Consider the following 22,514-nt stretch of genomic DNA (forward strand, 5'->3'; position numbering starts at 1 on the left):
TCTGCTATACCGATGCCGTCGACAGGCGCGCCGTCTTTGATGGGCCGGATTCGGCGCGCTTGAGCAAATAGCGCACCACGACCCAGAACCCGATCCAGATCAAAAGCTGCGACAACGCGGGATAAGCGCGATAGCCGGCGAAATGAGCCAGGACCGAACCCAGGCCGCCATTGGCGTCGAGCAGCCACGAGCTATCCCATACAGGATCCATGAGGGTGGGCAGGACTCCAAGCGAAATCAAATGATCCAGCCCGCCCACCAGCAAAGAGCTCGCCAGCAGCAGCAAAAGAATTTCAGTCAGCTTGAAAAACCGCCGCCAGGTGATGATCTTGCCGCCCAGCTGCAAGATCCCAAATGTAGCCAGCGCCGCGCCAAAACCCAGCAAGCCAGCCAGGGCCATGCGCCACGCCGATCCGGCCGAGTCGCCGGCGGCAATCGTGCCATACAGGAACACCACCGCTTCGCTGCCTTCGCGAGCCACGGCGCACATGACCAGAATCAGCAGACCCCACCAGTTGTCGCCGCCGATCTGCTCTTTTGCGCCTCCTTCAAGGTCCTTCTTCAGGGAGCGGCCATGGCGCTTCATCCAGACCACCATCTGCACCACCAGTGAGCAGGCCACCAGAGCCATGACCGCCTGAAACCATTCCTGACCCTCGCTCGACAGCCACGACGAGATGCCCAGCAGGACGAGGGCCAGCACCACGGCCAGGCCCAGCCCCGCCACAACGCCGCCCCAGAGCCAGGGCAAGCCTTTACGCCCTTCAGGGCTGGATCGAAGCCAGGCATACAAGATGCCCACGACCAATAAAGCTTCGACACTTTCACGCCAGACTATAAAGGCTATTTGTTCCATGATCAGATACCTTCACTACTTTTTGGGCAGCACCACCAAAACACCCTTGGCCTTCTGATGGAAATCATCGAAGAATGGGTATTCTCCAGGCCGGGAAAGGGTAAGCACCACAAACGAAGTCACCCCCGGGCCCAGCACTTTTTCCTTGCGCAAGGGCAAACTCTCGAACTCGACGGGCTCCTTGCTGGCGTTGACCAGTATCAGCTTGAAACGCCCTGCCGGAACTTCGAACCGCGCCGGCTCGAAGGTGCCGTCGGGCTTGAAAGTCAGCGTGAACGTGGGCATTTCGTCTGCCTGCGCACCGCCGGCCACGCCCAGCATGATGCACAAGGCCAGGGCCAGCGATTTGAATACCTGGAAACCGATCGTCACGTTTTAATATCCGCCTTTCTTGCCAGTGCCTGCAAACACAAAGTCGTAATTCAGCTCGAACGGCTTGAACCAGGGAGCCACACCCGTTTCCTTGTCGACATGGCGACCGAAGTGATTCATTTTATTTGCCGTAGGAGGAGCGATTGTAAAAGACAATTTGTATTTTCCAGGGCCCTGCAGTTTGACGTTGTCGCCGTAATGAGGCCCGTCGTTGGCCACCATCGGCATCAGGTCCCCTTTCAGCACCTTGTCGCTGCCTACTTTCTGGAGGGTATATTGAATGACCAGATAAGGAGCCCATGCTCCTTCGGGCAAACCATTCTTGTTGTCGGCCGTTGCATGTATGTCGGCTTCAAGATGAATATCGGAATCCTTGGCGTCGCGCATCATTCCGGCGGGTTCCATCTCGACCGGCTGCAGATACACGGCGCCGATTTCCAAGCCATTGAGCTCCGCAGGCTTGCCGATAGGATATTCGGCCGCCCAGGCCGACGCCGCAAGTCCCATGCCCATCGCCACAACCAATAACTGCTTTACCATGCTCACGATCTCCGGTTTTGTTCCGATAAGAAATAAGATAATGCTCGTCCGGTTTTTATTGCACATGCAGTTCGGAAAGCCGCGGCTTTTGCCGTCTGGCTAGAACTCGAAACACAAACAAGATTTATTCTCATTAATATATCATATGGATTCTAACAATAGTCTGAATCCACAGTGGCCGGCATGGATTTATATGCCGAAGAACAACAGTGGCAATGCCGCCTGGGCGGTCGCGCGGATGCGCTGCACGGGTCGCCGCAACAGACCGCCTCAGGAGGCCTGCGCGGCGTGGAGCGCCAAAATATCGCAAACGGCGCTGTTGGCGGGGGTTGGCACGCCGCTTTTCTGACCCAGCCTGACCACCCCGCCGCTCAACCAATTGACCTCGATCGGACGACTGCCCTGAAGATCATGGTGCATGGAGGAATCCATACTTTCAGGCAGCGAATCGGCAAATTCAAGACGATTTTCTGCAAAATCCTCTGCCAGATCGACGCCCTGGGCACGGCCGACCGCAACAACCTCGCGCATCAATTGCAATAAAAACGCCCGGGTTTGAGGATTGCTTCGAATCGGGCCCAGCGGCGCGCGCATGGACGTCGTCGCTGCCGACAGCCCGACAAGGAATACATATTTTTCCCAGATCGCCCTGCGCACATTGGGGCTGAGCTCGGACGCAACCCCCGCATGCCGCAATGCGTCGTGCAGGAACCGGGTACGTGCGGACTCGCGGCCATCATATTCGCCAACAACGATGCGCTGCATGGTGCCGATCTGATGAATTACACCTGGCCTGGAAATATATGTAGCCACATAGGCGACACCGCCCATGACCGCGCTGTCACCAAACTCCCTGCACCAGAGCTCATCTTTTATGACACCATTTTGCAATGACAGCACACCGGTTTTGGGGCCGACCAACGGTTTGATCAATTTTGCTGCGGCTTCGCTATCCCACAGCTTGACCGAGACAATGACAAGATCAGCCGGCCCAAGCGCCGCGGGATCATCGGCAACCTGTACTTTCGGCACGTGAATATCGCCATGCGATTCACTTTCTATCAACAAGCCGCGCTCCTGCATGGCGGCGAGATGCGCGCCCCGGGCAATAAAGCTCACGTCGTAACCCGCATGGGCAAGCAGCCCACCAAAAAAGCCGCCCACGCCGCCGGCCCCCATCATGACAATTTTCATCAGAACTCCTGAAAGCCGCCGGCCTACCGGCTTCACCTAGTATGATACTGAAGCGCCCGTGACCGCATGCCGGCGCGACCATCGATGGGGCAGCCCCGGAACCTGCATGCAAAAAACACGCATTGTTCAGTCCGCCGCACGCAAATTGCCTTCAAACATACACCGGAGACCATGCAATGCGCAAACCGTTGTCAAAAATCGCTGTAATAGGCTGTGGAGTAATAGGAGCCAGTTGGGCGGCCTATTTTTTAGCCAAAGGTTTTTCGGTCGCCGCAACAGACCCGGGGCACAACGCCGAGTCCAGTTTATCCAAATGGATTCACGCCTTCTGGCCCTCCCTCGAAAAGCAGGGCCTTGCGCCTGAAGCATCGCTCGACAATCTCGTCTTCAGTACGGATTTGCACAGCACGGTAAAGAACGCCCTGTTCATCCAGGAAAACGGGCCGGAGCGGCTGGACATCAAACACAGCCTGATTGCCGCAATCGAAGAGGCGGCTTTGCCAGACACGCTTATCGCTTCCAGCTCTTCGGGGCTGCTGGTCAGCGACATGCAGAGCGGCGCCAAACATCCCGAACGCATCGTACTCGGACATCCCTTCAATCCTCCTCACCTCATCCCATTGGTCGAAGTGGTCGGCGGCAAGCTGACGTCCCCGGAAACCATAGAGCGCGCGCTCGAGTTCTACCGTTCGATAGATAAAAAACCCATACACATTCGCCGGGAGGTCAAGGGCCACGTCGCGAACCGCCTGCAGGCCGCGCTATGGAAAGAAGCATTCCATCTCGTCGACCAGGGCGTGATTTCGGTTGCCGATCTCGACACCGCGATTTCGTCCGGACCTGGGCTGCGCTGGGCGCTGCTCGGCCCTTTTCTGAATCTGCATCTTTCCGGCGGTGAAGGCGGCATCGAGCATTTGCTGGAACATCTGGGCCCGCCCATCGAAGACTGGTGGGCTGATCTGGGGCAGGTCTCGCTGACCGCCCACACCAATAAGAAAATCATCGACGGAGTCAGGCAGGAGCTTGCGCTCCACGATGAAACCCTGATGCGGCAACAGCGCGACAAACTGCTGGTATCGCTATTGCAGATGAAAAAGGACTCCGATCAGCTACCTTGACACACGCAGGCCCGCTTTCTATTTTTTGGAATCTTTGGGCGCGTTGGGATTGAACGGAAAGGCAGAAAACATAGAACGGGTCTGGTCCTGCATCTGGTCCTGCATTTGCACGAACAGATTCTTGCTCTGATCGATATAGCTGTTCATCATGTTTTGCAAAACCGGAGTCTGGACATTCATGAACTGCGCCCAGGCTTCCGGTGCGACCTGATTGCCGTACAGACCTTTGGATTGCTCGGCCATGCGATCCTGGATGTCCATGAACGCCTGGATGTTCTTTTCCAGGAAGGTTCCCATGACGCCCTGCATGGCGTGTCCATAAAAGCGGATGATCTGCGACAGCGCTACCGACGAAAACATGGGCACGCCACCGCTTTCCTCTTCAAGAATGATCTGAAGCAATATGCTGCGTGTCAGGTCTTCGCCGGACTTGGCATCGACTACCTGGAAAGCCTGATTATCGAGAACCAGCTGCTTGACGTCGGACAAGGTAATGTACGCGCTGGTTTGCGTATCGTACAGGCGGCGATTGGGGTATTTCTTGATCAGGCGAGTTGCAGCAGGAGGTGAGATTTGCGTCATGAGATTGGCCGAGTACGTGGTGGATCCAGGAAAAGGAAACAATGAAATTGCATGTTTGTCGAAAAATACAACAAATACCTACGCTATTGCTTGCTGCCACAACTTGCTACTATCGTTTTAAAAACAACAAAAAGCAACAGTGTTTGACGGACCAGGCTCGTCAAACACTGTTGCCGGCAGCCAGACGAGCACGCTTATCCCATATGCAAGCCGCCATTCAACGAGAAGTCGGCGCCGGTTGCAAACCCCGCATCGTCCGACGACAGCCAGGCGACCATCGAGCCGATCTCTTCCGGCGTACCCAGACGCTTGACCGGAATGGTTGCCACGATTTTTTCCAGCACATCGGGACGTATGGCTCGTACCATATCGGTACCAATATAACCCGGTGAAATGGTATTGACGGTAACCCCTTTGTTGGCGACTTCCTGGGCCAGGGCCATGGTGAAGCCATGTATACCGGCCTTGGCCGTCGAGTAATTGGTTTGGCCAAACTGGCCTTTCTGGCCGTTCACCGAACTGATATTGACAATACGCCCCCATTGCCGCTCGACCATTCCCTCGATGACCTGCTTGGTCACATTGAACAGGCTATTCAGGTTGGTATCGATGACGGCCCGCCAATCTTCATGGCTCATTTTTCGAAACAGCCCGTCGCGCGTGATCCCCGCATTGTTGACCAGAACATCGACAGACCCCAGATTTTTTTTGACCTGCTCAAAAGCCTCCACGGTTGAATTCCAGTCGGAGACATTGCCAACCGACGCATGGAATTTGTAGCCCAAGGCAGCCTGCTCATCGAGCCATTGCTTGTAATTGCGGCTAGGCCCGCAACCGGCAACGACGGTATAACCCTCTTTGGCTAAACGCTGACATATTGAAGTTCCAATACCTCCCATCCCGCCTGTCACATAAGCCAATTTGCCACTCATTTCAGTCTCCTCTGGAATCATTCCAAATACCTGCTTTACTGGGACTCGGGGCCAGGGCCGCGAGAACTGCCACAATTGGCCCGATCATTTGCAATTGCCGCTTGCCGATGCCTTACCTCCTTCTCCTTAGACCGCTCTGACTTTCACATAGCGCCCGGGCGCCGCTTCAATGGGCGCGTAACGCGCATTGCCCAAGCTGGACCTGGCCCGCCCCTTGGCTCCCGACCGGGCAGCCAGCCAGTTGGCCCAATCGGGCCACCAGCTTCCCGCCTGCTGAGTGGCGTCGGACAGCCACGCCTCGGGATCGCCGGGAATTTCAGCGTGCTTATAGTCTTTTTCGTGAGTCCAGTAGCTGCGGCGCTTTTTGGCAGGTGGATTGATAACCCCCGCAATATGTCCGGACGCCCCCAGTACAAACCGCAGCGGCCCTTTCAGGATACGGGTCGACGCGTAGGCCGCCGGCCAGGGAACGATGTGGTCTTCGCGCGACCCATAGATGTAGACCGGCATGGTCAGGCTGTGCAAGTCGAGCGCATGGCCATCGACCTTGACCCGACCGGGAACTTTTAAATTGTTTTCCAGATACGTGTTGCGAAAATACCAGGCAAAAAACGGCCCCGGAAGATTGGTGCCATCCGCATTCCAGAATAGTAAATTGAACGCGGGTGGCGTTTCACCTTTGAGGTAGTTGCTGGCTACATAGTTCCAGACCAGCTCGTTGGGGCGCAGGAACGAAAATGTCGTGCCCAGTTCGCGCGCCGACATGAGGCCGCCCCGCCCCAGTTGCCGTTCGCGCGTCTGCGCGTGGAGTTCGTCGACGAAAACATCCAGCACCCCGGTATCTTCGAAATCGAGCAGGGTGGTCAGCAAAGTAAGGGAACTGACCGGATTCTGGCCCTTGGCATGGGCCAGGGCCAGGGCGGACGCCAATAGCGTGCCGCCGACACAAAACCCCAGCGCATTGACCTGGTCTTGCCCGGAAATATCGCGTACGGCATCAAGGGCCGCCAGCACCCCTTTTTGCAGATAATCGCCCCATGTCGCCGAGTCGATGCCGTCGGTATCGGACGCAAGCGGATTGCGCCACGAGATAAGGAAAACGCTGAAACCCTGTTCGACCGCATGCCGCACGAACGAATTTTCCGGCTGCAGATCGAGGATATAAAACTTATTGATGCACGGAGGCACCAACAACAAGGGCTTCTTATAAACCTCAGATGTAAGCGGCGAATACTGGATAAGCTGGAGGAGTTCGTTTTCGAAAACAACGGCGCCTTCGGAAAGACCGATGTTGCGGCCCAGCTCGAACTGGGACTCGTCGGTTTGAGACATGCGGCCTTTTTGCAGGTCGGCAAGCAAATTGTGCGCACCCTGGCGAAACGATTCGCCATGGCTTTCAAGCAAGGCTCTTTGCGCCTCGGGATTCGTGGCCAGAAAATTGGATGGAGCGAGCGCATCGACCCATTGCATAACTGAAAATCGCAGGCGATTGCGAACGGGCTCGGGAACCTGGGCGGCCTCGACCATTTGATTCATGGCCGTCGCCGACAGCAGGTAAGCATGAGCCATCAGCAGAAAACTGGAATTGGCGGACCACGCATCGCTGTGAAAACGGCGGTCGTGCGGAGCCTGGAGCGTGCCTTGCTGCGCCTGGGAAGTGACGCGCAGCCACTCACGTGAAAATTCGGCTTGAATTTCAGCCAGCTTGTCCGGTGCCACGCTCACCGGGACGGGCCATTCAGATGAAAATGGAACACTCATCTTAGACACCTATGCATTAACGTTTCTTTTAACGCATGTTGGATTGCATTTGAACACCTGTCAATCAGGGTAAGTCGCTAGCCCGCATGTTTGCAAAATTCCAATCCGAATAGTGCGGAAATAGTTGCCATTGGCGAATCGCATCGACCGCCGGCTAGCGCCCTTCCGGCAGCCACGCCACCGTCGCAAGCCGCCCCGTATCGCGTTCACGCCGATATGAGTAAAAACGCTCGGCCTCGCCGAACGTGCAGTATCCGCTCAACTCGACTTGGCCCACGCCCGCTTCCTGCAGGCGGAATCTTGCCAGGCCCGGCAGATCGGCCAGCCATTTTTCATGGGCGATTTTTTCCACAAAAAAATCGGCGCTTCGCCTGTCCCGATCGACAAACGCGGCCTGGACATCCGCGCCCACTTCGAAATGCCGCTGGCTGATTCCAGGCCCGATCCAGGCGCGCCAGCGCGATGTCTGCGGACGCTTTGCCTGCAGGCGTCGAAGAGTTTCTTCCAGCACGCCATTGAGCAGCCCGCGCCAGCCCGCGTGCGCCACGCCCAGCACGCTGCCCTCGTCGTCGGCAATAACCACCGGCAGGCAATCGGCGGTCATGATGACCAGCACCCGATCCTTCTGCGCCGTGACGGCGGCATCGGCGGAAGGCGGCACGTCGGCGGGCAGGTCGGCATCGGCCACCTCGACGCCATGCACCTGATTCAGCCAGAAGGGCTCGGCCGGCAGCTCCGCGCGCAAGCGACGCCGGTTTTCCACTACATGATCGATGTTGTCCTGCGTGTGACGTCCCAGGTTGAGCGACGCGCACGGCCCGGTACTGACCCCTCCCTGGCGCACCGTGGAGAAATACCGCACACCCCGCCAGTCCAGGCCTGTCACACTGGGCAAGGAATTTGCAGGCGTCAGCTCTGCCATGTAATGTTCTCCAGAACCTGCCTGAAATCATCGGCCAGCGGAGCCTCGAAAGAAACCCGTTGCCCGCTTGAAAAATCATCGAAACTCAAGGAGCGCGCATGCAGCAACTGCCGCACTGCGCCGGCAACAGGCTTGCCACCGTACAAGGTATCGGCCACCAGGGGATGGCGCAGACTCATCATATGTACCCGGATTTGATGCGTACGGCCAGTTTCAAGACGGCAGACGACTTCGGTCACAACATGACCTTCGGCGCTTTCGCCAATACGCCGGGGCTCATAATGGGTAATGGCCTGCTTGGGAGCGATCGGCCGCTCGACCGCCATGCGAACCGGTACCTTGGCGTCGCGCCCGATCTCGAGATCGACTGTTCCGCTCTTGGGTATATTGCCGTGTACCAGGGCGATATACTCTCGGCTGACGCTGCGGTCCTGCAACTGCCGGATCAGGTGCGTCTGGGCTTTTTCGTGGCGCGCGACCACCAGCAGGCCCGAGGTGTCTTTGTCGAGCCTGTGCACGATTCCGGCCCGCGCAACCAGCTTCAGTTCCGGGAAACGGTACAGCAAGCCATTGAGCAAAGTCCCGTGCCAATTGCCCGCGCCGGGGTGGGTGACAAGGCCCGCAGGCTTGTTGATGACGATCCAGTCGCCGCTTTCAGCCACCACGCCGAATTCGACCGGCTCGGGAGAAAACGCCAGCGATTCCGGCGGCAATTGCTCCCAGACGCTGAGTTTGTCTCCCGGACCAACGGTTTGCTTGATGCGTCCCGGCTGGCCATTGACCCACACGTGCCCCTGCTCGATCCAGACCTGCAAACGGCTGCGGGAATGCTCGGGAATCAACCTGGCCAGGGCCTTGTCCAGCCGCTCCGGCGGTGCCCGGAACGGCAGTTGAAACTCGACCGGTTCATCTGTGGCGGAACTTTCTTTATGGATAACTGTGTCAGTCATGGCGACAAATCATATAATCAGCCTGCATGCTAACACCAAGGACACTTTTGTGATTCGTCTAGACCTCGCTTTACCTCGCTTTCCCAGCCTGAAACGACTGACGCACGCGGTGCTTATGCTCGTTGCCGTCGCGCTTATTGCCGGCTGCAGTTCCTTCAAGAACCAGGTCGACAAAACAGCCGGCTGGAGCGCAGACCGCCTCTACAAAGACGCCCACGCCGAGATGAGCGACGGCAACTGGAAAGACGCGCGCACACGCCTCGAAGCCGTCGAGGCCCGCTATCCTTTCGGAGTCTACGCGCAACAAGCCTTGGTCGACCTGGCTTATGTCAACTGGAAAGACGAGGAACCCGATCAGGCGCTGGCCGCCATTGCGCGGTTCCAGCAGCAGTATCCGAACCACCCCGGCACGGATTACATGCTGTACCTGAAAGGGCTGGTTACGTTTACGCCGCCCAGCGCCTCCTTCAGCAACATAACGCGCCAGGATCCAAGCGAACGGGACCCCAAAGGCCTGCGCGAGTCCTACGAGGCATTCAACCAGCTGATTGCCCGCTATCCCAACAGCCGCTACACCCCCGATGCCAAAAAACGCGTCACCTGGCTGGTCAACACCATTGCCGAGAATGAAGCCCATGTCGCCCAGTACTATTACGAGCGCGGCGCCTATGTCGCCGCGGTCAATCGGGCGCAAAAGGTCATTACCGACTTTCAGGGCGTGCCCATAGCCGAAAAAGCGCTGTACATCATGTACCTGAGCTACGGCAAGCTTGGCCTGACCCAACTGCGGGACGACACCAAGCGCGTGCTGGACAAGAACTTCCCCAACAGCAAATATTACAAGCAGGGGCTGAACGAGCCGGTCAACAACTGGAATCCCATCAACTGGCTCTAGCGGCCCGATGGCACCCGAGAAAGGCACCCCTTGCGGGTGCCCGGTCGGCCATCAGCACGCATTCTGTTTTTTGTCATAAAAAGCCAGCACCTCGGCTTGCTCGCGAGTGCGTGAAAAAGGCGGCAAGCCGCGCCAGAGCAACTTGCCATACGGCTTTTCCACCAAACGGGTATCGCCCACCATCAACACCCCCCAATCCGTCTCCGAACGGATAAGGCGCCCCGCGCCCTGCTTGAGGGAAATCGCGGCCTCCGGCAGCTGATACTCCATGAACGGATTGCCGCCATTCTCGCGGCAACGCTTCAAACGCGCCTCCAGAACGGGATCGTCCGGCGGCGCAAACGGCAACTTGTCGATGGCCACAAGCGTCAGGGCATCGCCCGGTACATCGATCCCTTCCCAGAAACTGGCGCTTCCCACCAGCACCGCGTTTTTCTCTGTGCGGAACCGTTCCAGCAAAATACGTCGCGAACTCTCGCCCTGGCGCAATATCAGCCTGTCGAGGCCCTCGTCGTCGAATCGTTCCTGCAGCAGCTCGGCGATCCTGTCGACCGAACGCAAGGTCGTGCACAGAACCAGCACGCCACCGGCGGCCATCCTGGCCAGCGGCAGCAAGGCATCCACGAATCGTTCGTTGAAAGCAAAATCGCTGGGCAAAGGCAAGGCTTTCGGAACAAACAAAACGCCCTGTCGAGCATAATCGAAGGGCGATTCCCAGCGCAGGGTTTTGGCCTCCCAAAGCCCAAGCTGGCGCAGAAAATGACTGAAATCGCCGTGCACCGACAGCGTGGCCGATGTCAGGATCCAGGCCTGACTGGCACTGCGGTAGCGTGAAAAAATCTGTGCTACCGACAACGGTGCACTATGCAGGCGCATGTGGTGCAGGCTGTGTTCGACCCACCGAACCGCCCCGCCCTCATCGTTCACACTTCCCTCTTGGGGCGGCTCGGGCTGCAGCGCGTTATGCCCTTGCCGATCCGGTTGGCTCCACTGGAACAGACGGGCACGGATGTCCAGGCATGTCTTGGCCGCCGCGGCAAGATCGGGGTGTTTTTCAGTCACGACATTCAGCAATTGCGAACTCCGGTCCAGCACCTTCTGCAGCTCGGACAATGCAGTATCGAATGATTCGGGCTCGGGAATTGCATCGAATGTGGCTTTGCGACCGGGCAATTTGTCGATCGGACTCGATGCCAGGCGCAATTCGCGCGCCGCCTGCTCGAGTTTCTTGGAGGCCTCGCTCCAGTTGGTGGATTCCCTGGCATGGGCCAGGCCGGCCGCTTCGATCGATCGCGCCAGATCCAGCAATTGATGCGAAGACACGCTGGTACCCAGAAAGCGGGTGGCAATGTCGGGCAATTGGTGCGCTTCGTCGAAAATCACCGTATCCACGGTAGGCAATAAATCGGTGATCCCTTCTTCGCGCAATGCCAGATCGGCCATGAACAAGGCATGATTCACGACGACCAGATCGGCGTCCTGGGCATAGCGACGGGCCTTCATGACAAAACAGTCGCGCAAATGCGGGCAATCCTGGCCCAGGCAATTTTCGCGAGTGGATGTCACGCGGTTCCAGATATCGGCCTCTTCGGGCACCTGCGCCAAATCGGCCTTGTCGCCTGTTCTGGACTGCTTCGCAAAAACCTGGATGTTGCGCAGTTGACCCATTTCGGCACGCGATTTCAAGGCGCGTTTGTCCCCCGATAGACGCTCGAGATGATAATGGCAGACGTAGTTGCCCCGGCCCTTCAGAAGCGCTACGGTGATCGGCAGCGACAGGGCCTCGCGCAATTTGGGCAGATCGCGCCGAAACAACTGGTCCTGCAGGGTACGAGTGCCGGTGGACACCAACACCTTGCCTCCTCCCAGAAACGCCGGCACCAGATACGCCCAGGTTTTTCCGGTTCCCGTACCCGCCTCGGCCACCAGGGTGGACCGGTCCCGCATGGCGCTTTCGATAGCTTGCGCGAGCTCCAGCTGAGCCAGCCGCGGCCGGTAGTCGGGCACGGCAGAGGCAATAGGGCCGTCTGCGGCAAAAATATCAGAGAGTTCTTGCAAAAACATTGAAAAATCGACAGGTAACAAGCATGAAAGTTGAATGCCGGCCCATTGCCCGACGCAAGCGACAAGGATACACCGCCGTTTTTTTACATTCCTTAATGGTTTCAAACGTGATGATACCCGGGTATTTCCCGGATCAATGCCGCCTTGTGGCAAAATGCCCCGCTCGAATTACGTTTTTACAATGGCCTTATGACTGCTGATACCTTCGTTTCCATGACTTCGATAGCCCTGAACCAGGGCAACGACCCCGAACGCATCATCGCCCAGCTCGCCCGCGAGCTGAATGTGCGCGCCTCGCAAGTCGGTTCAGCCGTGGAATTGCTCGATGGCGGTGCCACGGTGCCGTTTATTGCCCGCTATCGCAAAGAGGCCACCGACGGACTCGACGATACCGTCTTGCGCAATCTTGAAGTGCGCCTGCTCTATGTCCGCGAACTGGAAGGCCGCCGGACGGCCATTCTCGAATCGATCGTACAGCAGGGCAAGCTTACCGCCGGGCTGCAGCAGGAAATCCTGGCAGCCGATACCAAGCAGCGGCTGGAAGACTTGTACGCACCTTACAAGCCCAAACGCCGCACTCGGGCCCAGATCGCCCGGGAAGCCGGCCTGGGTCCCCTGGCCGAAGCCATTTTGAATGACGCCGGATGCGATCCCTCCGTACTGGCGCAAAACTATCTGAATCCCGAAGCATCCATCAACGACACCAAGGCCGCCCTGGACGGAGCCCGCGACATACTGGCGGAACAATTTGCCGAAAATGCCGACTTGCTGGCCAATATGCGCGAACACCTGTGGGCCACTGGCCTGCTCTACGCCAAAGTGGTCGAGGGCAAGGAGTCCGAAGGAGCCAACTTTCGCGACTGGTTCGACTTCAAGGAGCCCCTGCGCACCCTGCCCTCGCACCGCATCCTGGCCTTGCTGCGCGGCCGCCAGCAAAGTGTGCTCGATTTGCGCCTGGGCCTGGAGGCTGACCTCGAACTGCAGAATCCGCATCCCTGCGTAGCGCGGACAGCCCGCTTTTTAAATATCGATGCGGGATTCGAGCCCGATGCGGCGCCTCGCGCCCGCTGGCTGGCCGAGGTTTGCCGCTGGACCTGGCGCGTCAAATTATTGACCACATTCGAATCCGAACTGATCGGCCGCTTGCGCGACAGTGCCGAAGAAGAAGCCATACGCGTTTTTGCCGCCAACCTGAAAGACCTGTTGCTCGCCGCTCCGGCCGGCCCGAAACCGGTAATGGGCCTGGATCCCGGCATACGTACCGGCGTCAAGGTGGCTCTTATCGACCCCACCGGCAAACTGCTCGATACCGCCACGATCTACCCGTTCGAGCCGCGCCGCGACCGGGAAGGTTCGATCAACACCCTGGCCACATTGGCCGCCAGGCACAAGATCGAACTGGTCGCCATCGGCAATGGCACAGCCTCCCGTGAAACCGAGAAGCTGGTGGCCGACATGGCGGAAAAATTCCCCACGCTGTCGCCTACGCGTGTCGTTGTATCGGAAGCGGGCGCGTCCGTCTATTCGGCCTCGGAACTGGCCGCGCTGGAATTTCCCAATCTCGATGTCAGCCTGCGCGGCGCAGTGTCGATTGCGCGCCGACTGCAAGACCCACTGGCCGAGCTGGTCAAAATCGAGCCCAAAGCCATTGGCGTCGGTCAGTACCAGCACGACGTCAACCAGCGGGAACTGGCACGTTCGCTCGATGCGGTCATCGAGGACTGCGTCAACGCGGTGGGCGTCGATGTCAATACGGCCTCGGCCCCTTTGCTGACACGAGTATCGGGGCTGAATTCCTCGCTCGCCAAAAATATCGTGGCCTGGCGCGACGATAACGGCCCATTTGCCAATCGCAAGATGCTGCTCAAGGTTTCCCGCTTCGGCGACAAGGCGTTCGAACAGGCCGCCGGTTTTTTGCGCATACCCAATGGCGACAATCCCCTGGATGCTTCATCGGTACACCCTGAAGCCTACCCCGTGGTGGAACGCATCCTCAAGAAGCTCAACACCGAAGCCCACCAGATCATGGGACAGCAAGGCGGCCTGAAAGGGGTATCGCCAAGCGAATTCATCGACGAACGCTTTGGCCTGCCTACCGTCAAGGATATTTTCGTCGAGCTTGAAAAGCCCGGCCGCGACCCGCGCCCGGAATTCAAGACAGCTCAATTCAAGGAAGGCGTCAACACAATCAATGATCTGCACACCGGCATGATTCTCGAAGGCGTCGTGACCAATGTTGCGAATTTCGGCGCATTCGTCGATATCGGAGTGCATCAGGACGGCCTGGTGCATATCTCGGCGCTGGCGGAAAAATTCGTCAAGGATCCGCGCGATGTGGTGCGGGTGGGCCAGACAGTGCAAGTCAAGGTTCAAGAGGTCGATGTGGCGCGCAAGCGCATCGGCCTGACCATGCGGCTCAACGACGATTCCATGCCTTTGCGCCGCGGCAACGCGGAACGCAGCGAAGCCAGCTCAGGCAACCGGCGTCCTGCCGCCTCGCCTCGGCCGACCGAAGCGGCGGGCTTGGGCGCGATGGCCGCTGCCTTTGCCAAACTGAAAAAATAATCATTATGAATACCACCGCACAAGACACGGCTGCACAGCTGACAACTCTGATTGATCTGATCAGTTGCCATGACCTGGACGTCCACGAGGCGCGGCGTATCGTCAACCTCTGCCTCGAAGCGCAGGCCGATCCTGTCAAGGTCTTGAAAGAAAATTACGGCGACGATGCCGCGCGCCTGGCCGAATACGACCGGCCAGGAGTGACAGCATTTATTATTTTTATTGAGCTGGAAGACTACTTTGCGGTTTCGGATACGGTCGACGAGCTCTATGAGCAGATCGTCGAGGCGTTCGAACACCCGGCCCTGCCGGAGTATCCCTACAATAACAATACCTTCGAAACCGTCTCCGACTATTATCAATGGCTGGATCAGGAATTGCTTGTGCATCATCCCAAGTATCGCCTGATCAGTTTTGGTGAAAGCTATACCAATGATTTTCAAGTCGTGCTGGTGTACCGGGAAGATGTGCCGCAAATCATGAACCTCTGCTCTCAGTTGGGATTGCGAATCGAACTGTGCGAATAAGGGGTGCTGGAGCATTTTCGGTTCAAGTGTTTTATGGCATTTGATGCTTTGGTATTTAAAGACGCCGTCTATCGGGGCTTGGGGTCAGGACCGGCACGGCGTGCTTGATCCGGATCTACCTCGTCCAGGCGGGCGTCGGGCCAAACTCGCTACGCCGCTGGCGCGGCTGCGCTCAAACATGGCCCGCCGAAAGCCCCCGCCTTCCCTACGGTAGCATCCGGCGCACGCCTTACGCCGGTCCTGACCCCAAGCCCCGATAGACGGCTCGCGTTAGGGCTTGCCTGGAATTAATGTGCTTGCACCTACCGTTAATAGGCCTACACCCATGCCTCCATCACGTGACCACATCTACTTTGATTGGCACCTGGATGTATTAAGCCCCATCGCCTCAACGTATACCTCGATGCATTTCCTCAACGCGAGCCGCAGGGTGGGCGGTGCAGTGCAGTCCGGCGGTAGTCCAGCGCCGGGTGCTGACGAAGGGAAGGCGGGGGCTTTCGGCGGGCCCTGTCTGAACGGAGCCGCGCCAGCGGCGCAGTGAGTTGGCCCGACGCCCGCCTGGACGAGGCAGACCCGGGCAGTCGGGGCGCGCAAGCGCCACGACCGCTGGACGTGCCGGACTGCACTGCACCGCCCACCCTGCGGCGTCTTAATAGAATTAACCGCCGCCTACACAGCAAACGCAGCAACGCACCGTCCAAAGCCACTACTCAAGCCTAAAAACAGCTCAAAACAAAAGTCACTGAAACGCGTCCAGCCCCGCATACACTCGAAGCAAAAATGCGCTAGACACGTAGCAACTGTGCATCGATCACGCGCGAAAGAATATTGAATGCCGGGCCAATTTCGTCAACAGGCACTCCTGCGTAGCCGAGCAGCAAACCTTTTTTCGCACTGCCGGCCTTCAGATAATAATTACTCAGAGGCCGCACCACCACTCCCGCCTCAAAAGCCTCGCGCGTTACCCGATGATCGTCTACGTAATCGGGCAGAGCCAGCACCAGATGCAGGCCCGCATGCTCGCCCACAATATCGAGCGCGTCGCCATAACGGCCTGCGATCGCACCAATCAGACAAGTGCGGCGCCCGGCGTACAGATTGCGCACCCGCCTGATATGCGAAGTCAGATAACCTTCACGGATGAATTCCGCCAGCACCGACTGCGTCATCAACTGCCCCTCTCGATAAAGCTCGGCGACCGCTCCCGAGAACGCCTCGGCCAGACCGTCGGGAACGACCAGATAACCCACGCGCAAGCCCGGAAACAAAGTCTTGCTGAAACTTCCCGCATACAGCACCAGCCCCGCGTCATCGAGTCCCTGCAATGACGGCAAGGGGCGGCTGCCAAAGCGGAACTCGCTATCGTAATCGTCTTCGATGATCCAGCACCCGTTTTGCCGCGCATATTCCAGCAACATCCGGCGTCGCGCAAGGCTCATGACCATCCCCAGCGGATATTGATGCGAAGGCGTCACGACGATCAATCTGGGGGGCGTCGCAAAATCGGCCGCCGTCGGACACATGCCCTCCTGATCCACACTGATCGGTACCGCTTTCAAGCCGGACGACAGCACCAGGTTGCGTACGCCCCAATACGAAGGCTCCTCGATCCAGACCACATCCCCCACCTGGCACAACAAACGTGTCGCCACATCGATTGCCTGATGTATCCCGGTGGTCATGACGACCTGACGGGCGGTGCTGTTGACCGAACGCGCGCTGCTCAAATATTCCGAAATCGCCTGCCTCAGAGGCTCGTAACCGCCGGCGGGCGCATAACTCATCAGCGCGGGCGCGGCACGGCGCCACTGTTTGTTCTGTATACGCACCCAGGCCTTGAGAGGAAATTCCGACACGTCCGGAATGCCGGGCATGAACGCACCTATCTGCCGATTCGAAAATCCAAGCCGATCCATCAAGTGCTGCCCGCGCTTGGACAGCCCACGGTTCAAAGGCTGCGCCTGGGTGCCGGTCTCCCCGCTCGCCTTGTCGAGAGGATCGTCGATAAGGTCCTGGCTCAGATCGGCAACATGCGTACCGCGGCCGGTCGCCGCATTGACATAGCCTTCGATGGCCAGTTGCTCATACACCTGAATAACCGTATTGCGCGCAATGGCCAGGTCGACCGCCAGATTGCGGGACGACGGCAGCCGCGCCCCGGCCGTCAGGCGCCCGTCGAGAATCACGCGGCGAATCAATCGATACAGTTGCCGATAGGCGGGCTCGCCGGCTTCGGCATCCAGCCTCTGTTGCAACCAGTCCGCCAGAATGAAGGATTCCATAATTGGCTCTATAAAATTTGCCAGAATGGCTCTGGATTGTAGACCATAGTGTCGCTATAGTAATCGCTAGCGCACCACCCCATCGAGATAAGCGGATACGATCATGAGCAACCAGACCTGGCAGGAAAGAAAATCGGCAGCCATCCCGAACGGGATAGGAATCATGTGCGATTTTTACGTACAGCGCGCGCTGAATGCAGAAATCTGGGATATCGAAGGACGCCGGTATATCGATTTCGCGGCCGGCATTGCCGTCGCCAACACGGGCCACTGCCATCCAAAAATCGTTGCGGCAGTCCAGCAGCAGGCAAGCCAATTCACGCATACCGCCTTCCAGATCTCCCCTTATTCCTCATATGTCGAGCTGGCCGAAAAAGTCAATCGGGCAGCGCCGGGAAATCACAAAAAGAAAACCGCCTTTTTTACCACCGGTGCCGAAGCCGTCGAAAACGCCATCAAGATAGCCCGGGCGGCCACTGGCCGCACCGGCATCATTGCCTTTTCAGGCGCGTTTCATGGGCGCACGTTCATGGGCATGGCCCTGACCGGTAAAGTGGCGCCCTACAAGCTGGGGTTCGGCCCTTTCCCCGGCGAGATCTATCACGCTCCTTTCCCCAATGCACTGCATGGCGTCAGTTCGCAGGATTCGCTGGACGCCATTGAAGCGCTGTTCAAAACAGACATCGACCCCAAACGGGTCGCCGCGATTATCCTGGAGCCGGTACAGGGAGAAGGCGGTTTCTATGTGGCCCCCTTCGAATTCATCCGGGGCTTGCGCGCCTTGTGCGACAAACACGGCATATTGCTGATCGCCGATGAGGTGCAAACGGGCTTTGGCCGCACCGGAAAAATGTTCGCCATTGAATACAGCGGCGTCATTCCAGACCTCATGACCATGGCCAAGAGCCTGGCAGGCGGCATGCCGCTATCGGGCGTATGCGGCAAAGCTGAAATCATGGATGCGCCGGTTCCTGGCGCGCTGGGGGGCACCTACGCAGGCAATCCCCTGGCGCTGGCCTCCGCGCTGGCCGTCCTGGATATTATCGAAGACGAGCAGCTTCTTGCCCGAGCCAATGCGAGCGGCGAAAAATTGCGGGCAAGCCTGCGGGCGCTGCAGGCCATCACCCCTGAAATAGCCGATATCCGAGGATTGGGGGCTATGATAGCCGTTGAATTCAAGCACGCGGACTCCGGCAAACCCAATCCGGAGTTTGCCGGCCGGGTACAAAAAAATGCGCTGAAAAACGGGCTGATTCTGCTAACGTGCGGAATATACGGAAACGTCATCCGTTTTCTGTTTCCGCTGACCATCCCCGATCAGCTTCTCGACGAAGGGCTGCTCATTCTTGCCGACGCAGTCAAGTCATCCCGGGCATGACCGGAGCGCAGCCGGGACTTTTGTTAATCCATTATTAGCGAGTGCGAAACTATTTTGGCTCAAACAAATCCAGAACCCCTAGTCAGCTTCCAGAGCGTCCAGAAGTCCTATGACGGCGTGAACCTCGTCGTCAAAAACCTGGACCTGGACATCTATCCAGGAGAGTTCCTGTCCCTGCTGGGGCCCTCCGGCTCGGGCAAGACTACGTGCCTGATGATGCTGGCCGGCTTCGAATTTCCGACCAGCGGCGATATTTTTCTGGATCGGCAGCGCCTCAACAATGTACCGCCGCACAAGCGCAACATAGGCATGGTTTTCCAGAACTATGCCCTGTTTCCGCACATGACCGTTGAGAAAAACCTCGAGTACCCTCTCAATGTGCGCAAGGTCCCCGCGGCCCAGCGGGCCAGCCGCATCGACGACGCCCTGTCTATGGTGCAAATGAATGCCTTCGCCAAGCGCTACCCGGCCCAGTTGTCGGGTGGCCAGCAGCAACGCATTGCCCTGGCGCGCGCCCTGGTATTCGAACCCAAGCTGGTGCTCATGGACGAGCCCCTGGGCGCATTGGACAAACAGCTGCGGGAACATATGCAGCTGGAGCTCAAGGCCCTGCACAAGAAGCTGGGCATCACATTCGTCTACGTCACTCACGATCAAAGCGAAGCCCTGACCATGTCGGATCGCGTCGCCGTTTTCGACCAGGGGATCATCCAGCAAATATCGCCTGTGAATACACTGTACGAGTCGCCTTGCAACCGATTTGTGGCCGGATTCGTCGGTGACTGCAATCAGTTCGAAGGCGTAGTCCAGGCAAGCTCCGATGGCCGCTGTGTCGTGCATCTGGGCAATGGCACGGCCATTACCGGACTCAACATCGGCCAGGCACAGGTTGGCGCGCCCTGCATAGTTGCGATGCGACCGGAACGGATACGCATTGTCAGCGGCCAGGCCAGTCCGGACACCAACCTGATCCGCGCCACGGCGCTCGATCAGGTTTATTTTGGAGATCACGTGCGGCTGCGATGCAGCATTCCGCAAGCCTCTCCCTTTTTTGTCAAGCTACCGCTCAGTGACAGTAGCTCGATTCAATCCGTTGCCGCCGGCAGCGACATTCTGCTCCACGTCCCTCCCGAGCACGTCCGAGCATTCACTCCCTAGTTCTTCCCATTCCAATTTAAAAACCACGGAGACAACTTATGAATACCCATAAAATACTGTGCGCCCTGAGCCTGGCATCGGCCATGATGGCCCTGGGTTCCGGCGTGGCCAGCGCGCGCGATCTCACCGTCGTCAATTTCGGCGGCGCCAACGGCGATGCCCAGGACGCCGCGTTCATCAAGCCTCTGGAAAAACAGACCGGCAAAAAAATCATCACCGTTGCCTATAACGGCGAACAGGCCAAAGTCAAAGCCATGGTCGAAACTCACAATGTCGTGTGGGATGCCGTTGAAGTCGAAACCGGAGATCTGGGCCGCGGCTGCGATGAAGGCCTGTACGAAAAGCTCGACTGGTCAAAAATAGGCAACAAGGCGGACTACGTGCCGGAAGCCATACGCGACTGCGGCGTGGGGGCCTTCGTATGGTCGACCGCCTTGGCCTACAACGCCAAAACCCTGAAAACAGCGCCTAAAAGCTGGGCCGATTTCTGGGACGTGAAAAAATTCCCCGGCAAACGCGGCATGCGCAAAGGCGCCCACTACAACCTGGAATTCGCTCTGATGGCGGACGGCGTCGCCCCCAAGGATGTCTACAAAGTACTGAGCACGCCCGAAGGCGTAGACCGCGCTTTCAAGAAGCTCGACCAGCTAAAGCCCAACATTCAGTGGTGGGAAGCAGGCGCGCAACCTCCGCAAATGCTGGCTGCCGGCGACGTGGTAATGTCTACAGCCTATAACGGCCGCATCGACGCCGCGCAACGTGAAGGACAACCGCTGCAGGTCGTCTGGAACCAGAGCATCTACGACCTGGACTACTGGGTCATCCCCACCGGCACACCCAACAAGGCGGCCGCTGAAAAATTCATCAGCTTCGCCACGTCCACCGGACCTCAAATTGCCTACGCCCAGCATATTGCCTACGGACCCGTAAACAAACAGGCCATCGGCAAACTCGACTCCAAGACCCTGGCCAATCTGCCCAACTCGCCCGAAAACGGCAAGAACGCCTTGTTCTCCGACAATTCGTTCTGGACCGACCATGGCGAAGAACTGGATCAGCGCTTCACCGCCTGGGCGGCCCGCTAGGACCTGACCGTCTCTTAAAAACCTGGCGTTCCTCTTGCCGTTCGCGGCGGGAGACGCCATCCAGGCAAACTCAGCGATGACAGCGACGATTACAAACAACGATGCGCATGCAATCAGGCATGCCATGCGGGCCGCCGAACGCAAACGGAAATGGCGCGCGTTCTTTCTGGTCGCCCCCCTGGCCCTGTTCCTGCTGGTCATTTTCGTCATACCTATCGGCGCCCTGCTCCAGCGCGCCGTCGAAAATCCGGAAGTCATCGCCACACTGCCCAAAACCCTGGAAACGCTGAAGGGCTGGGACGGCAGCACTGCCCCGAGCGATGCCGCCTATGCCGCGCTGGCGGCAGACCTGGGCAAGGCCAAAGGATCAAGCGCCGCCGGCGGCCTCGCCCGCAGGCTCAATTACGAGATCCCGGGCTACCGTTCGCTGATTTTCAAAACCATACGCCGCATGCCTCTGACGGGGCCGGACGGCAAGACACTGAGCGACGCGGATATCCGCACCCGTCTCATCCAGATCGACAAACACTGGTCGGAGCTGCCATTTTGGCAGGCGATCGCCAGCAACAATACGGCGTATTCTCCGTACTACCTGCTCGCTTCTCTCGACCTGAAGCAAAACGCCAAGGGCGATATCGTCAGGGCTCCGGCGGGCACATCGGCATTCCTGGATATATTCGGCCGCACATTCCTGATCAGCGCCGTGGTAACCATACTGACACTGATCCTGGGCTTCCCGCTGGCCTACTGGATCACGACACTGTCCAAACGCCGGGCAAACCTGGTCATCATCTGCATACTGATCCCCTTCTGGACCTCGGTGCTGGTGCGTATTGCCGCCTGGATCGTGCTGTTGCAGCGCCAGGGCCTCGTCAACAAGGCGCTTATAAGCACAGGCATTACCGATGCCCCCATCGCCTTGCTGTTCAACCGGGTCGGTGTATATATCGCCATGACCCACATCTTGCTGCCCTTTATGATCCTGCCCATATTCAGCGTGATGCAGTCCGTACCCAATACCTGTCAGCGCGCGGCGATTTCCCTGGGCAGTCATCCCTTTGCGGCATTCTGGCGCGTGTATGTGCCGCAAACCTATCCAGGCATAGGCGCCGGAACGCTCCTGGTCTTCATCATCGCCATCGGCTACTACATCACCCCCGCCCTGCTGGGTGGAGCCAGCGACCAGATGATCAGCTACTACGTTGCCTACTTCACCAATCAAACCATCAACTGGGGCATGGCCAGCGCGCTGGGCTTCATCCTGCTGATCGGCACATTGCTGCTGTACTCGCTGTACCGCAGGCTGTCGGGCCGGGAACTGGGGCTAGGCTGA

General features: G+C 58.2%; 19 protein-coding genes. 8 read left to right on the top strand and 11 right to left on the bottom strand.

The window, feature by feature from the left end; translation table 11 throughout:
* Positions 1–4 precede the first annotated feature (4 nt).
* From LSG25_RS08900 to LSG25_RS08915, 4 genes are all read right to left on the bottom strand, one after another.
* The gene (locus LSG25_RS08900) at positions 5–856 is read right to left on the bottom strand and encodes an FTR1 family protein (RefSeq protein ID WP_232744303.1); all 852 of its coding nucleotides are present in this window, start codon (positions 854–856) and stop codon (positions 5–7) included.
* Between the two features lie 15 nt (positions 857–871).
* Complete coding sequence (locus LSG25_RS08905; RefSeq protein WP_255696747.1) at positions 872–1,198, bottom strand: cupredoxin domain-containing protein; 327 nt, start codon at positions 1,196–1,198, stop codon at positions 872–874.
* 33 nt (positions 1,199–1,231) lie between these two features.
* Complete coding sequence (locus LSG25_RS08910) at positions 1,232–1,768, bottom strand: iron transporter (RefSeq protein ID WP_232744627.1); 537 nt, start codon at positions 1,766–1,768, stop codon at positions 1,232–1,234.
* 270 nt (positions 1,769–2,038) lie between these two features.
* A complete protein-coding gene (locus tag LSG25_RS08915; protein WP_232744304.1) occupies positions 2,039–2,962 on the bottom strand; it encodes a ketopantoate reductase family protein in 924 nt (307 codons plus the stop codon).
* Positions 2,963–3,138: 176 nt separating this feature from the next.
* Here LSG25_RS08915 and LSG25_RS08920 point away from each other — a divergent pair, with 176 nt between their 5' ends.
* Entirely contained in the window at positions 3,139–4,080 is a 942-nt protein-coding gene (locus LSG25_RS08920) for a 3-hydroxyacyl-CoA dehydrogenase NAD-binding domain-containing protein (RefSeq protein WP_232744305.1), read from the top strand.
* Between the two features lie 18 nt (positions 4,081–4,098).
* Here LSG25_RS08920 and phaR read toward each other — a convergent pair whose 3' ends face one another.
* From phaR to LSG25_RS08945, 5 genes are all read right to left on the bottom strand, one after another.
* Positions 4,099–4,662, bottom strand: a complete 564-nt coding sequence (gene phaR, locus LSG25_RS08925; protein WP_232744306.1) for a polyhydroxyalkanoate synthesis repressor PhaR — start codon at positions 4,660–4,662, stop codon at positions 4,099–4,101.
* A 194-nt stretch (positions 4,663–4,856) separates the two neighbouring features.
* Positions 4,857–5,594, bottom strand: coding sequence for an acetoacetyl-CoA reductase (phbB, locus tag LSG25_RS08930; protein ID WP_232744307.1), 738 nt, complete (start codon positions 5,592–5,594; stop codon positions 4,857–4,859).
* 126 nt (positions 5,595–5,720) lie between these two features.
* Entirely contained in the window at positions 5,721–7,355 is a 1,635-nt protein-coding gene (gene phaC / locus LSG25_RS08935; protein ID WP_232744308.1) for a class I poly(R)-hydroxyalkanoic acid synthase, read from the bottom strand.
* Between the two features lie 154 nt (positions 7,356–7,509).
* Positions 7,510–8,277 (bottom strand): peptidoglycan editing factor PgeF, encoded by a 768-nt coding sequence (gene pgeF / locus LSG25_RS08940; protein WP_232744309.1) that lies wholly within the window; start codon positions 8,275–8,277, stop codon positions 7,510–7,512.
* Positions 8,265–9,227: an RluA family pseudouridine synthase gene (locus tag LSG25_RS08945; protein ID WP_232744310.1), complete on the bottom strand. Its 963-nt coding sequence runs from the start codon at positions 9,225–9,227 to the stop codon at positions 8,265–8,267. The genes pgeF and LSG25_RS08945 overlap by 13 nt, the downstream gene beginning before the upstream one ends.
* A gap of 115 nt (positions 9,228–9,342) precedes the next feature.
* Here LSG25_RS08945 and LSG25_RS08950 point away from each other — a divergent pair, with 115 nt between their 5' ends.
* Positions 9,343–10,122, top strand: coding sequence for an outer membrane protein assembly factor BamD (locus tag LSG25_RS08950; protein ID WP_232744628.1), 780 nt, complete (start codon positions 9,343–9,345; stop codon positions 10,120–10,122).
* Between the two features lie 51 nt (positions 10,123–10,173).
* Here the strand turns inward: LSG25_RS08950 and LSG25_RS08955 are convergent, their stop codons facing one another.
* Entirely contained in the window at positions 10,174–12,186 is a 2,013-nt protein-coding gene (locus tag LSG25_RS08955; protein WP_232744311.1) for an ATP-dependent DNA helicase, read from the bottom strand.
* Positions 12,187–12,375: 189 nt separating this feature from the next.
* Between LSG25_RS08955 and LSG25_RS08960 the strand changes: the two genes are divergently transcribed.
* Positions 12,376–14,751 carry a Tex family protein gene (locus tag LSG25_RS08960; protein ID WP_370635975.1) on the top strand — a complete coding sequence of 792 codons (2,376 nt, stop codon included), beginning with the start codon at positions 12,376–12,378 and terminating at the stop codon, positions 14,749–14,751.
* 5 nt (positions 14,752–14,756) lie between these two features.
* Positions 14,757–15,278, top strand: coding sequence for a hypothetical protein (locus LSG25_RS08965; protein ID WP_232744312.1), 522 nt, complete (start codon positions 14,757–14,759; stop codon positions 15,276–15,278).
* A 785-nt stretch (positions 15,279–16,063) separates the two neighbouring features.
* Here the strand turns inward: LSG25_RS08965 and LSG25_RS08970 are convergent.
* Entirely contained in the window at positions 16,064–17,560 is a 1,497-nt protein-coding gene (locus LSG25_RS08970) for a PLP-dependent aminotransferase family protein (protein WP_232744313.1), read from the bottom strand.
* A gap of 103 nt (positions 17,561–17,663) precedes the next feature.
* Here LSG25_RS08970 and gabT point away from each other — a divergent pair, with 103 nt between their 5' ends.
* From gabT to LSG25_RS08990, 4 genes are all read left to right on the top strand, one after another.
* Entirely contained in the window at positions 17,664–18,938 is a 1,275-nt protein-coding gene (gene gabT / locus LSG25_RS08975) for a 4-aminobutyrate--2-oxoglutarate transaminase (RefSeq protein ID WP_232744314.1), read from the top strand.
* A 54-nt stretch (positions 18,939–18,992) separates the two neighbouring features.
* Positions 18,993–20,096, top strand: a complete 1,104-nt coding sequence (locus LSG25_RS08980) for an ABC transporter ATP-binding protein (protein WP_232744315.1) — start codon at positions 18,993–18,995, stop codon at positions 20,094–20,096.
* Positions 20,097–20,134: 38 nt separating this feature from the next.
* On the top strand, positions 20,135–21,181 hold the full coding sequence (locus tag LSG25_RS08985; protein ID WP_232744316.1) for an ABC transporter substrate-binding protein: 1,047 nt from the start codon (positions 20,135–20,137) through the stop codon (positions 21,179–21,181).
* Between the two features lie 76 nt (positions 21,182–21,257).
* Complete coding sequence (locus LSG25_RS08990; protein ID WP_232744317.1) at positions 21,258–22,514, top strand: ABC transporter permease; 1,257 nt, start codon at positions 21,258–21,260, stop codon at positions 22,512–22,514.

The organism is Paralcaligenes sp. KSB-10 (assembly GCF_021266465.1).
In the GTDB taxonomy this organism is placed as follows: domain Bacteria; phylum Pseudomonadota; class Gammaproteobacteria; order Burkholderiales; family Burkholderiaceae_B.

What these genes read in the sequence shown, in the direction of transcription:
- LSG25_RS08915 (WP_232744304.1), bottom strand. Translation starts at nt 2,962, where the DNA reads ATGAAAATTGTCATGATGGGGGCCGGCGGCGTGGGCGGCTTTTTTGGT.
- LSG25_RS08945 (WP_232744310.1), bottom strand. Translation starts at nt 9,227, where the DNA reads ATGACTGACACAGTTATCCATAAAGAAAGTTCCGCCACAGATGAACCG.
- pgeF (WP_232744309.1), bottom strand. Translation starts at nt 8,277, where the DNA reads ATGGCAGAGCTGACGCCTGCAAATTCCTTGCCCAGTGTGACAGGCCTG.
- LSG25_RS08965 (WP_232744312.1), top strand. Translation starts at nt 14,757, where the DNA reads ATGAATACCACCGCACAAGACACGGCTGCACAGCTGACAACTCTGATT.
- phaC (WP_232744308.1), bottom strand. Translation starts at nt 7,355, where the DNA reads ATGAGTGTTCCATTTTCATCTGAATGGCCCGTCCCGGTGAGCGTGGCA.
- LSG25_RS08960 (WP_370635975.1), top strand. Translation starts at nt 12,376, where the DNA reads ATGACTGCTGATACCTTCGTTTCCATGACTTCGATAGCCCTGAACCAG.
- LSG25_RS08990 (WP_232744317.1), top strand. Translation starts at nt 21,258, where the DNA reads ATGACAGCGACGATTACAAACAACGATGCGCATGCAATCAGGCATGCC.
- gabT (WP_232744314.1), top strand. Translation starts at nt 17,664, where the DNA reads ATGAGCAACCAGACCTGGCAGGAAAGAAAATCGGCAGCCATCCCGAAC.
- LSG25_RS08900 (WP_232744303.1), bottom strand. Translation starts at nt 856, where the DNA reads ATGGAACAAATAGCCTTTATAGTCTGGCGTGAAAGTGTCGAAGCTTTA.
- LSG25_RS08920 (WP_232744305.1), top strand. Translation starts at nt 3,139, where the DNA reads ATGCGCAAACCGTTGTCAAAAATCGCTGTAATAGGCTGTGGAGTAATA.
- LSG25_RS08950 (WP_232744628.1), top strand. Translation starts at nt 9,343, where the DNA reads ATGCTCGTTGCCGTCGCGCTTATTGCCGGCTGCAGTTCCTTCAAGAAC.
- phbB (WP_232744307.1), bottom strand. Translation starts at nt 5,594, where the DNA reads ATGAGTGGCAAATTGGCTTATGTGACAGGCGGGATGGGAGGTATTGGA.
- LSG25_RS08910 (WP_232744627.1), bottom strand. Translation starts at nt 1,768, where the DNA reads ATGGTAAAGCAGTTATTGGTTGTGGCGATGGGCATGGGACTTGCGGCG.
- LSG25_RS08985 (WP_232744316.1), top strand. Translation starts at nt 20,135, where the DNA reads ATGAATACCCATAAAATACTGTGCGCCCTGAGCCTGGCATCGGCCATG.
- phaR (WP_232744306.1), bottom strand. Translation starts at nt 4,662, where the DNA reads ATGACGCAAATCTCACCTCCTGCTGCAACTCGCCTGATCAAGAAATAC.
- LSG25_RS08970 (WP_232744313.1), bottom strand. Translation starts at nt 17,560, where the DNA reads ATGGAATCCTTCATTCTGGCGGACTGGTTGCAACAGAGGCTGGATGCC.
- LSG25_RS08955 (WP_232744311.1), bottom strand. Translation starts at nt 12,186, where the DNA reads ATGTTTTTGCAAGAACTCTCTGATATTTTTGCCGCAGACGGCCCTATT.